Annotated in this window: 9 protein-coding genes; 5 read left to right on the plus strand and 4 right to left on the minus strand. The window is 70.5% G+C overall.

Features of this window, described 5'->3' with window-relative positions; genetic code table 11:
- The first annotated feature begins 170 nt into the window (after positions 1-170).
- Together E1291_RS21520 and E1291_RS21525 are read left to right on the plus strand one after the other, a co-directional pair.
- Complete coding sequence (locus E1291_RS21520; protein ID WP_131739688.1) at positions 171-833, plus strand: hypothetical protein; 663 nt, start codon at positions 171-173, stop codon at positions 831-833.
- 477 nt (positions 834-1310) lie between these two features.
- Positions 1311-1592 carry a transposase family protein gene (locus E1291_RS21525; RefSeq protein WP_165495229.1) on the plus strand — a complete coding sequence of 94 codons (282 nt, stop codon included), beginning with the start codon at positions 1311-1313 and terminating at the stop codon, positions 1590-1592.
- A gap of 301 nt (positions 1593-1893) precedes the next feature.
- Here E1291_RS21525 and E1291_RS21530 read toward each other — a convergent pair whose 3' ends face one another.
- On the minus strand, positions 1894-3027 hold the full coding sequence (locus tag E1291_RS21530) for a cyclase family protein (RefSeq protein WP_242614284.1): 1134 nt from the start codon (positions 3025-3027) through the stop codon (positions 1894-1896).
- A 169-nt stretch (positions 3028-3196) separates the two neighbouring features.
- Positions 3197-5848, minus strand: coding sequence for an ATP-binding protein (locus E1291_RS21535; protein ID WP_131739692.1), 2652 nt, complete (start codon positions 5846-5848; stop codon positions 3197-3199).
- Positions 5849-5964: 116 nt separating this feature from the next.
- Between E1291_RS21535 and E1291_RS21540 the strand changes: the two genes are divergently transcribed.
- From E1291_RS21540 to E1291_RS21550, 3 genes are all read left to right on the plus strand, one after another.
- A complete protein-coding gene (locus E1291_RS21540; RefSeq protein WP_131739694.1) occupies positions 5965-6513 on the plus strand; it encodes a cysteine dioxygenase family protein in 549 nt (182 codons plus the stop codon).
- Entirely contained in the window at positions 6510-7004 is a 495-nt protein-coding gene (locus E1291_RS21545; protein ID WP_131739696.1) for a pyridoxamine 5'-phosphate oxidase family protein, read from the plus strand. The genes E1291_RS21540 and E1291_RS21545 overlap by 4 nt, the downstream gene beginning before the upstream one ends.
- Before the next feature lie 155 nt (positions 7005-7159).
- Positions 7160-7726, plus strand: a complete 567-nt coding sequence (locus tag E1291_RS21550; protein WP_131739698.1) for a dihydrofolate reductase family protein — start codon at positions 7160-7162, stop codon at positions 7724-7726.
- A 204-nt stretch (positions 7727-7930) separates the two neighbouring features.
- Here the strand turns inward: E1291_RS21550 and E1291_RS21555 are convergent, their stop codons facing one another.
- Together E1291_RS21555 and E1291_RS21560 are read right to left on the minus strand one after the other, a co-directional pair.
- On the minus strand, positions 7931-8368 hold the full coding sequence (locus E1291_RS21555; protein WP_131739700.1) for a GIY-YIG nuclease family protein: 438 nt from the start codon (positions 8366-8368) through the stop codon (positions 7931-7933).
- Between the two features lie 111 nt (positions 8369-8479).
- A partial coding sequence (locus E1291_RS21560; protein WP_131739702.1) for a family 78 glycoside hydrolase catalytic domain occupies positions 8480-11509 on the minus strand: 3030 nt, incomplete at its 5' end.

Below are 11509 nucleotides of genomic sequence, written 5' to 3' on the forward strand. Positions count from 1 at the left end.
CTTCACCGATCCGCGGCTGCGCCGCCTTCGTTGACCGCCCCACCTGCGGCGCCGTGACCCAGTTTTTGCGCAATCGGATCGGTTGAGCAACGGCACACCGGGTAGGCCGACAATCGACCTAGTCGGGGAGGGTTCCTATGACTGGGACCAAGAGCATGTCGCGCACTCGCATGACCAGGATGCTGAGAACCCCCCGCAGCCGGGGCCTGCTCAGCGGCCTGCTGCTGATGCTGCTGGCGCTGTGGGGCGGCTTCATTCCGTTCGTCGGTCCCTACTTCGATTTCGGGTTCGGGTCGGGCGACGCGTGGGTGTACAACTCCGACCGCCTGGTACTGTCCATCCTTCCGGCGATCGCTGTGTTCTTGGGCGGACTGCTCCTGCTGGCCAGCGCCAACCGCCCGGTCGCGGTGTTCGGTTCCTGGCTGGCCGCCCTCGGCGGCCTGTGGTTCGTCGTGGGCACCACGATCGCCCCCCTGTGGAACGCCGACGTCGGGTCGCCGCTCGGTGGCGAGGCGCGTCAGATTGCAGAACGGCTTTCGTTCTTTCAAGGCCTCGGCGCCATCATCATCATGCTGGCCGCGGTGGCCCTGGGGCGCTTCCTGGTGGTGGGCCTGCGAGAGGCACGGCGAGCCGAGGCAGGACGGGTGGAAACAGAACGCGCCGCCGCGGCGGAAGAGCGCGGTCACGGCTCGACTGCTACTCCCCAATGGGAGAAGCAGGAACGCCCACGCCATGACGACCGACGGCCGACAGAACATGGGGAGCAAGCCCGGCCGGGCGCGCAACCCCGCCATAGCGTCAGTGGTACGGAGCGCCCCCGCGATGATGACTAGCGAAGACGGGCGCGGGACCGCACCGCGCTCGGCTGTGAAGGGCCACCAATTGCTGAGATTCCTTGCCGTGCCATCTCGGCAGATCATCCGCTGAGGTAGCTGGGCACCTGGCCCACCTCAGGCCCTACGCTGCTCAGGTGAGCCTGAAGTGGATGTTGTAGACACGCAGAGCAGGCAGGCGTAGTCGCCTGGAGCATTAGGTAGTCTCCTGGTAGCACAGCGTGGTAGCTTGAAGGGGAACACAATCCGCTTATCGAGTTCTCGCTCGTGGGCGACCTGGGTTTTCGCAGGTCAGTACAGCGCTCGGACGCTGTGACCTGAAAAGCGGAAGGTCGGCGGTTCGACCCCGCCCCTGCCCACCGCCAAGCCCCTGAACAGCAGAAACACGGTCAGGGGTATTCATTTTTTCCGCTCGGAGACGGGTTCAGGCGGATGCACGCCGCTCGAGTACCTTCTGCCTATGCGTTGAATGCTGCTGTGGGCCGCTCGTCCGCGCTCGCGCGGGCGTTGCGGAAGGCCACCAAGGACGGGTTGGCCCATCTGGTGCTGGACGGCGCGCTCATTAACACCGACCGGGTGCGGGCTGACCGGCCGTACTTCTCCGGCAGGCATCGGCTGTACGGGATGAAGGTGCAGGTGATCGTCGGTCCGGACGGGGCGATCCTGTGGATCTCAGGGGCACTGCCCGACAGGGGCCATGACCTGACCGCTCCTACGGAAGCCCCTGAGACGCAGCGTCTCGGCCCCGCCTGCCGCTAGGCCCGGCGCCACCTGACGCTGCTCTACGGCGATCCATGCGCTGGGCCGGCTCTCATCGAACCATTGCGCGGCCTGCGTTCTCACCTGTTCACGGCTCCGATGGCCCGCGTCGGTCGTCTCGCCGCCCTGGGGGGTATCTGGCCATGCCATCGGCATACGCTCCCATCGCCAGTCGTCTGCTCACCCAATCGCCATGACCAATTGGCCCTGGTGTTAGGGGATGTGTGAACAGCGGGGACTGTTGAAGGCTCTCACCTGCGGCTGGCCGACTTCAGGGGCGGACGCTGTGCGAGTCTCGCGGTCAGAATGTTGCGATCGGGTTGACCGGGCTGCCGGACGTACCGGCGAAGCGGACCGGTGCGACTGCGAGGTGGAAGTCCCACTGGCCGAGCTCGGCGGCCGTCGTCGCGCACGCCTCCAGGTCGCAGTTGTCGAGCAGCCACAGACCCATCGCGACGAGGCTCACGGCGTGAACCGGCATCAACACGTCTTCGTACCCCGACGGCTGAACGTCCTGGGGGGTGTCAGCGCCGATCAGCGCGACCTCTCGTTCATGCAGCCACGGCAGGCAGGACGCGTGCCAGCCGGCCTGGGTGAAACCGCCGGTGTCACCGGCCTCGTGCCGGACGCGGCCATAGCCGGTCCGCAGGAGTACCGCGTCACCGGATCGCACCCGCACGCCCTGGCGACGTTCGGCCTCTTCCAGATCCTCGGGAAGCACGCCCTGTCCGGGCTCCAACCATGGCACATCGCGGACTCTCGCAACGTCCAGCAGGACACCGCGCGTGACGATCCCGTTCGCCGCCGCCGTGACGGCCGCCCACGCCGATCCCGTTGCGGCGTCGACCAACGAGTGCGACCGCCCGTTGTACATTGTGCCTTCCCAGAAGATGTGGCACGGCGAGTCGACGTGGGTGATTGTGTTGCCGTGGAACATGATGCCGAGCCGCTCGGACGAAAAGCCCCAGCGCCGGTCGTTGTGGAATCCGGACGGCATGTTCTCGGCACCCGGCATGTCGGCGGCGCACGGGCACGTCGTCGTCGACCGCTCCATATCCTCCGGTACGGCGACCTCCCATGCGCACGACACGCTTCTGCCGTGGCGCACGGCCTGCGCCGCCGCCAGCCGGACATCGTCGGTGATGTGGTTCAGAGTGCCGAGCTCGTCGTCGTCGCCCCACCGTCCCCAGTTCGATAGCGTGCTGAAGTATCCGAGCACGTCGTCCTGTGTGGGCATCGCTCGCCCTGCCGTCATCGCTGCATCGACTCCTCCGGGCCGCGCACAAACCCGCGCTTCGCCCCTGACCTCGGCCGAAATCCCGTCGCGACAATACTCGCCTTCACCGTCACGCAACTCATGCAGGGCGCGATCCGCGGATACAACGGCTACGTCGGCGAGTCGGCCAAGGCTGGCGGCAAGCGCCCCATCGTCCACCGGTTCACCCCGGGTCCTCGCCGGCTCCCGCGTCGGGCAGCCCACCCCCGCCCTCCGCGTTCAACTCCAACCGCTCCTACGTCCAGGACGTCCAGTCTTGCAAATTGGCATGTCCCCGAAGTCCGGCGCCGCTGTCCGGCTGAGCCAGTTCGCCGAGTGGGTGATGAGGCTAGAGCCGCGTCCGCAGTGCTTCCGTGTGATCTCGTTCCGCCTGCGCGTCCAGGTGTTCCCACGCTTCGATCGAGCGGGCCAGTTCGGAACGGTCCTCATGGAGGCGCCCGCGCGCGCGGGCGAGGCAGGCCGCCGTCCAGGCGTTCTCCTCGGCGAGCGGGGTGGCGGCCGCCAGCAGGTCCGCGGCGTCGGGCAGGCGTGCCGCCGCGGCCAGGTCCGCGCCCGCCGCCCGGGCGTACGCCAGGTACGGGTCCAGCGGCGCGTTGACGGCGAAGGCCCTGCGTACGAGGGGGCCGGCGGTCTCGTATCGGCCCTTGTGGAGGGCGACGCGGGCGTCGACGAATGCCGCGACCGCCGCCGTGCCGAGCGTGTCGCCGGCCACCTCCGCGGCGCGGGACCGCCATAGCGCGGCGCGCTCCTCGAGCATCACGCACGCCAGGACGGTGGTGCATACGGCCGGCAGCATCCAGAGCGGGGCCGGCCGGCCGGCCCGCTCCCACTGGTCCCACATCCGTTCGGCGTGTCCGATCGCGTCGCGGAAGCGGCCGGTCAGCACGAGCGGCTGGACCAGGCGGCTGGCCGTGATGTGGGTATCGCTCAGCAGGTCGTCCTCGATGCCCGCCCGCGCCGCGGCCATCGCGCCGGGCAGGTCGCCGGCCATGATCGCGTAGATGCAGGCGCGGCCGTAGGTGTTGCAGATCTCCGGCGCGCAGGACGGGTCGTCGCGGTCCATGGACGGCAGCATCCGCAGGCGCTCGCCGGTGATGCGGTTGGCCTCGCGCAACCGTCCGGCGCGCAGCGCCGCGGTCGCCGCCGCGCACAGCCCGGAGCTGATCAGGACCGGATCCGCCGTCGCCCGGGTGACGGCGACGGCGGCCGCGGCGAGTTCGCCGTCCGGCGCGCCCTTGTGCGGGCCCGCCAGCCACGCGCGGGCCACGGCCAGGCACGCCGCCACCTCGGGGTCGTCGGCGGGAGCGGCCGCGACCGCGTCGTCGAGGAGGCCGCGCAGGCGCTCGCGCGGTACGCCGGTCTCGAACGCCTCGGGGTACCGGCACGCCGTCTCGACCGCGCGGGCCAGGTCGATCGCCCGGCCGCGGTCGTCGCCGGCTCGCCGCGCCTGGTCGGCCGCCTCCAGCAGCAGCTCGTACACGTGCAGGTTGGACGTGGTGCTGACGTGCGCGCACCCGGCGCCGGCGCGCAGATCGCGTGCCGCCGAGGCCGCGTCCGGCGCGACGGCGGCGGCGGTCCGGTGGTGCGCGAAGGACTCCAGCAGGTGCCGGCGGGCGAAGGTCAGGTGCGCCAGCGCGGCGGCCAGCCGATGCGTCACCTCGCCCGGACCGCTGGAGGCGGCCAGCGCGGCCCGCAGGTCGGCGGCCATGGCGTCGAAGTCCTCCCGCCAGGCGGGAGCGCCGAGCCCGCCCTCCGCGGCGGACGCCGCGTCGGCGGCCCAGCGAAGGTGGTGTGCCCGGGTCTTGTCCTCCTCGCCCGCGGCCGACATCTGGGCCAGCGCGAACGCCCGTACGGTCTCCAGCAGGCGCCATCGGCTGACCCGCCCGCGGATGTGCACGACCAGGCTCTTGTCCACCAGCCGGCCGAGCAGGTCCGCGACGCTCGCCCGATCCCCGCCCACGGCGACCGCGGCGTCCAGGTCGAAGGCCCCGACGAACACCCCGAGCCGACGGAACAGCGCCTGCTCCTCCTCGTCGAGGAGGTCGTAGCTCCAGGACAGCACCGCGCGCAGGGACCGGTGCCGTTCGGCGCCGCCCCGGCCGCCCGACAGCAGCCGCAGCGCGTCCTCCAGGGCGGCGAGCAGTCCCGTGGCGCCCAGCGACGCGCCCCGCGCCGCCGCGAGCTCGATCGCCAGGGGCATGCCGTCCAGCCGCGCGCACAGGTCCGCGACCACCGCGGGTTCCGCCACGAACTCCGGGTCGGCGGCCAGCGCCCGGTCGAGGAACAGCCGCTCGGCGTCCGAGCCCAGCGGCAGCGGGGCGATCGGCACGCTGCGCTCACCCGGGACGCCGAGCCGCTCCCGGCTGGTCACCAGGACGCGGGTGCCCGGGCAGGCGGCGAGGATCCGCTCGGCGAACGCGGCCGCCTCGTCGATCACGTGCTCGCAGTTGTCCAGGACGAGCAGCGACCGCCCGGTGCCCAGGCGCGCCGCGACCGCCTCGTCCAGCGGCTGATGCGAGCCCTCGGTGACCCCGAGCGTGGTCGCGACGGCGCGGGCCACGAACCCGGCGCGCACCGGCACCAGGTCCACGAACCCGCCGCCGGACGGGAACGACGCGACGGCGTTCTCGGCGGCCACCGCGGCCAGCCGGGTCTTGCCCACGCCGCCCGGCCCCAGCAGCGTCACCAGCCGGGCCTCCTCGATCGCGGCCCCCACTGCGGCGCGCTCGGCGTCGCGGCCCACGAACGTCGTGCCGGACACCGGCAGACCGACGATGCGCCCCGGCTCCCGCTCCCCGGAGCGGGCCAGCTCCGCCAGCGCCCATCGGTCGGCCACGCCGTACTTGCGCAGCAGCGACGACACGTGGCTCTCGACCGTGCGCACCGAGATGTGCATCCGGTTCGCGATCTGCGCGTTGGACGACCGCGCGCCGAGCGCGGCCAGCACCTCGGCCTCCCGCTCCGAAATCCGCTCCGCCACCGTGCCCCTCTCCGTAGTGGCTTCCGTAGTGGCATCCGTGGTGCTCTGCGGCCGGCACGGATGACCTCACGTCCCTTCAAGGCGGACGCTGGAAGCACACCCGACAGGGAGACACTATGAACACCCTAACCGTGCGCCCCGCCGCGGAGCTGGGCGAACTGGTCATCGCGGTACGCGCGGCCGTCGCCCGCAAGGCCGGCCGGCGCGACACCGCGTCCTACGTGGCCGACGCACTGCGCGAGCACCTGCCGTCGCCCGGACTGCTCACGGCGGACCAGCTCGCCGGCGAGCGCGGCACCTCCAGCGGCCACCGCCTGCACGTGGAGCCGGACGGCTCGTTCTCGATGGTGGCCATCGCCTGGCGGCCCGGCGCGGTGACCCGGGTCCACGACCATGTGACCTGGTGCGTGTTCGGCGTCCTGGCCGGCGTGGAGTACGAGGACCTGTACGCGCTCTCCGAGGACGGCAGCACCCTGACCGAGGTCGGCGGCCACGCGAACCGGACCGGCGAGGTCAGCGGCTTCGCCCCGCCCGGCGACATCCACCGCGTCCGCAACACCGGCGACGACACCGCCGTCTCCCTGCACATCTACGGCACCGACCTGCGCCGCATCGGCTCCAGCGTCCGCCGCTTCTACGACCTCCCGAAAGGAGCCGCGAAATGAGCACGCCGAACGAGGTCAGCGACATCCTGAACCGTCCGCTGAGCCGGGAACTGCTGGCCCGTGATATGACCCGCCTCGCCTACGTCGCCAAGGACGGCACGCCCCGGAACGTTCCGATCGGCTTCAAATGGAACGGCTCCGAGATCGTCATGTGCACCGCAACGAACGCCCCGAAACTCGCCCACCTCCGCCGCAACCCGGCGGTCGCCCTGACGATCGACACAGAGGTGCACCCGCCCAAGCTCCTGCTCATCCGCGGCCGGGCCGAACTCGACGTCGTCGACGGCATCCCGGACGAGTATCTCGATATGAACGGCAGCTACCAGATGACCCCCGAGCAAAGAGTCGAATGGGAGGCTGGGGTCCGCTCGCTCTACGACGCCATGGTCCGCATCGTCGTCACCCCGACCTGGGCGAAGCTCATCGACTTCGAGACGACCCTCCCGAGCGCGGTCGAGGAACTGATCCAGCGGCAAGCCCGGCAGGGCTGAGGTCCCTCGAAGCGAGTGGGGCCCCTTCCACCCGCATCGATCGCGTTCGCGCGTTTCCGGGCGTCGAGAATGCGGCAAAGAAAAGAACCGCCATGGCGATCCAACTGAATGAAGAACCTGCCCTTTAGGGTCCCAGCGAGGGAGCGAACAGATCCATGAGGAAACTCATAGTCCAGCAGTGGATTACCGTCGACAACATCGCGGCGGAGGAGGACGGCGGGCTCAGCTTCGTGTCCGGAGAGCCTTTCTCCGAGACCACCGACAAGGAGTTCGAATCGAGCGTGATGGGGTTCATCGACTCGGTCGACACGATGATCATCGGCGCCAACACCTACCACCAGTCCAAGGACTATTGGCCGTACGCCGACGAGCAGGGGGAGTACGGCAAGAAGTTCAACGGCCTCACCAAGTTCGTCGCCTCGTCGAAGCTGGACAACGCCCCCTGGGGTGACTTCCCCGCCGCGACCGTGACGCGTGACCCGGCCGCCACCGTCCGGGAGCTCAAGCAGCAGAGCGGCAAGGACATCTTGCTGTGGGGCAGCCTGAGTCTCATGCGCTCCCTGATGAACGTCGGTGTCGTCGACGAAGTCCAGATGCGGGTATGCCCAGTGTCACGCGGCAAGGGAAGGCGCGTTTTCGAAGATCGCCGAGACCTGGAGCTGGCCGAGGCCACGCCGTTCGGAAACGGTGTGGTGCTCCTGCGCTACGAACTCAAGAAGTAGCGCGAGCCGCGACGACCGGCAGCGGCTTGCCTTGGCCCGCGCACTGTCGGCCGGCCGCCTTTCGCCACACGTGGAACCGCTTCCCTGCCTGACGGACAAGCCCCGTCAGGCAGGCACGGGCCCGTGCCGTCCACCATGGTGATCTCGTCCCGTGGCAGTGTCCGCACCTGACCGTCCCGTGTGCGGTGAACATGCGAGTGATCGCTACTGTCCGGACGTCAGGGGCCTCTTGCCCGCTACCTCGCAGAACACCGACCACGTGAGGTAGAGCCCCGTCTTGTAGGGCATTCCGAAGAAAGACTCCTTGGCGTCTACACGCTGGTGCTCGAAGCGTTGTGCGTAGGACAGTAAGAGGGTCTCCAGAGGTCTGGCGTCTTCCACGGGGGGCGTGGCCCACCCATTGAGGAGCGCCCACCCATGCCTTGCCGTGGGGATGTGGAACTCCCTCAAGCGCTTCGCTAGCCGCTTGGTGTGCCCGAACTTGATGTACTGCGCTTTGGGGCCTTGGTACTCCAGCACGTAGAGCTGGTCGAGCGGCCCCCCGCCCTTTGCCGCGCGGGCTTTCAAGGAGACCGCCGTGTAGAAGCTGACCTCTGCCGCGGGCGGCGGCAGCCTGCCGTCGTCAGGCCACGGGCCGTTCACCAGTGCGGCGCGCGCCTCGGCGAGAGGTGAGGGGTGGTTTGGTTTGGCGGGTGTGTCTAGGGGCGGTGGGCCGCTGGGTTGTGGCCCGGCGGCCCACCGGGGTCGGCGGGGTTAGGACGGGGGGTTCTCGAACCTCCAGTCGCCGGAGCCGATCTCGAAGAGGGCGCGGCCGTTCTGGACGCCGAGCCTGCGGGCGTCGGAGGGGGCGCTCGGCTTGGAGGTTCCGCCGAGGAGCGGGAACTCCACGCGGGCCTTCGCGCCGGGTGGGACGGTCACGTCCAGCCGCAGCTTCCGGCCGGTGCGCCGCCACGAGGACGCGGCCCGGCCGCGGGGCGTCTCGTAGGTCGCGGCGGCGCGGGTGACGTCGCCGACGACGGACGGCCGGACGAGCAGCGTCTCGAACCCGATCGAGTCGTCGGTCTGGCCGAGGCCCGCGAGGCCGGCGTGGAACCACTCGTCGATCGCGCCGAGCATGAAGTGGTTCTGCGAGAGGCCGGACGTGGGCCCGTCCCAGTTCTCGGTCAGCGACGTCGCGCCGTGGACGACCTGGTAGCCGTAGCTGGGGTTGCCGGTCTGCGTGGCGAAGGCGTGGACGACGTCGTCGCGTCCCGCCGCGGACAGCACGTGGAACACCGACGGCAGCGCGATCTCGCCGACGGTGAGGTGGTAGCCCTTCGCCTTGATCGAGTCGACGAGGTGGGCGAGGACGGCGTCCCGCTTCGCGGCCGGGACGACGCCCATGTCCAGCGCGAACGCGTCGCACGCCTGGCTGCCCGACCCATAGGTGTCACCGGTGGCGTACTTGGCGTTGAACGCGTCGCCGATGTCCTTGGCGAGGGCCTCGTACTTCGCGGCGTCCGCGTCCTTGCCGACGACCTTCGCGATGCGGGCGAGGGCGGAGACGGCCCGGTGGTAGCCGAAGGTCGCGGTGACGCCGTTCGGGGTGCTGGTGTCGAACGCGATCCAGTCGCCGAGGCCGTAGTCGAGCAGGTGACCGCTCGCCTTGCGGGACAGGTAGTCCACGTAGCGGACCATGTTCGGGTAGTAGGCGCGCAGCGTCGCGGTGTCGCCGTAGGCGCGGTACATCTGCCAGGGCGCGAACACGATGACGTTGCCCCAGTTGGGGTCGTCCCGGAAGCCGCCGCCGAAGACGGTGAACTCGGGCGCGATGTCGGGGACGAGCCCGTCCTCGGTCTGGGCCTCGGCGATGTTCCGGACGAGGTCGCCGTAGTAGGCGGCCACGTCGTAGTTGCGCGCGACGGCCGGGAAGACGAGGTTGGCCTGCTCCAGCCAGCCGAGCTTCTCCCGGTGCGGGCAGTCGGTCAGGACGGAGTACATGTTGCTCTGCACGGCCCGGTCGATGATCTTGTGGATGTCGTTGAGCAGGCCGTGCGAGCTGGTGAACGTGCCCGCCGTCTCGTTGGCGGCGCGCAGCACGATCCCGGTGACCGCGCCGTCGTCCGGCGCGGACGGCAGCCCTTCGAGCTGCAGGTAGCGGAAGCCGTGGTAGACGAACCGCGGATGCCACGTCTCGGTGCCGCGCCCGGACAGGGTGTAGGTGTCCCAGATCGGCGAGCCGGTCGTGTGCTGGCTGACGGTGCCGTCCGCGGCGAGCACCTCGCCGGGACGCATCGTCACCTTCGTCCCGGCGGGGCCGCTGACGCGCAGCTTCGGCCACCCGGCGAAGTTCACGCCGAGGTCGACGACGTACACGCCGTCCTTCGGCTGGGTGATCTTCTGGGTGCGCAGCACGGCGACCGGCTCGATCGGCGGGGACGTGCGGGCGGCGAGGCTCGCGGTGGGGGAGGCGACCTCGACCGCGTCCGTCCAGTCGCCGTCCCGGGTCACGCGGCGGGCGTCGTGGTCCTCGCCGCCGTACCAGTTGGCGAAGGTCGTCGCGCCGAGCGCGGCGCGCCAGGACGGGTCCGACGCCACGGTCTCGCGTGTGCCGTCGGTGTAGGTGATGTCGAGCTGTGCCAGGAAGGTGGGCTTGCCGTCCGAACGGGTCAGTTTCTCGTAGCGGCCAGGGGTCGGCGGGACGTGCGCCATCCCCGGGCCCAGCTCGACCCGCACCGTGTTGCCGCCCCGGTGCAGCAGGTCGGTGACGTCATAGGTGGAGTAGACGAGCCGCTTCTTGTACGTGCTGTACGGCGGTTCCAGGACGGCGTCGCTGACGGGACGCCCGTTCACGGTGACGTCCAGGACGCCGAGCGCGGTCGCGTAGAGGCGGGCCGTCCGTACCCGCTTCCCCAGCTTGAAGCCGCGTTCGAAGACGGGGAGGGCCTCCGGCCGGCCGTGCAGCGGCGGCGGCGCCTCCTGTCCCTTGACCGTGGCGGCCGTGTCGAAGGCCGTGCCGTCGTTGGACGTCTCGACGGTGAAGTCCTCGGGGAAGTTGGGGGTCCTCTCGTCGTCGGTCATGGTGTCGGTGCGCGGATACAGCACCACGCGGTCGAACCGCCGCTCCTCCCCCAGGTCGATCTTGAGCCAGATCGGGTCGGCGAGATCCTGCTTCTCGCGTTCCAGGCTCGTGTAGCCGAACGGGGCGTCGTCGCTGGTCAGTGAGCCGTCCGTGACGGCCTTCGGCTCCCACTGCCCGTCGACGGTGTAGCTCTCGGACGCGACCACCGCGGCCCTCAGCGCCACGTTCGCGCCGGACGCGCCGTCCCGGACCTCCACCTCGGCGAGCTGGAGCCGCGACACCTTGTACGGCCAGCCCTCCTTGATCGGCAGGCCGAGCCGGGTCACGTTCAGCCGGACGTACCGCGCCGTCCTGGCCGGGAACGCGACCGTCGCGGGCTTCGGCCGCGGGTCGCCCGTCCACGCGGGGTGGCCGACCCAGCGGGCCGTCCAGTCCGCGGCGGTGAGCAGGCCCATCTCGAAGTGGGACGGCTCGCTCCACGCGGACGCGCGGTCCTGCCCGTCCCACACCCTGACCTGCCAGGACGCCCGCTCGCGCGACCGCAGCCCCCGGCCGGCGTAGACGGCGGACACGGCGCCGCCCGCGACCTTGCCGGAGTCCCAGAGGTCGGGGCGGGCGAGCCGGTCGTCCGCGCTGAGCGAGCGGACCAGATCGACGTTGCGGGTGCTGCACACACCGGTGACCTCGGCTCCGAACGTCTTGGCGAGCTGGACGGCGAACGT

It is taken from the genome of Actinomadura roseirufa, assembly GCF_900659635.1.
GTDB classification, from domain to species: domain Bacteria; phylum Actinomycetota; class Actinomycetes; order Streptosporangiales; family Streptosporangiaceae; genus Spirillospora; species Spirillospora roseirufa.

Coding starts and splice junctions, on each gene's coding strand:
- E1291_RS21520 (WP_131739688.1), top strand. CDS start 171: ATGACCAGGATGCTGAGAACCCCCCGCAGCCGGGGCCTGCTCAGCGGC.
- E1291_RS21540 (WP_131739694.1), top strand. CDS start 5,965: ATGAACACCCTAACCGTGCGCCCCGCCGCGGAGCTGGGCGAACTGGTC.
- E1291_RS21545 (WP_131739696.1), top strand. CDS start 6,510: ATGAGCACGCCGAACGAGGTCAGCGACATCCTGAACCGTCCGCTGAGC.
- E1291_RS21550 (WP_131739698.1), top strand. CDS start 7,160: ATGAGGAAACTCATAGTCCAGCAGTGGATTACCGTCGACAACATCGCG.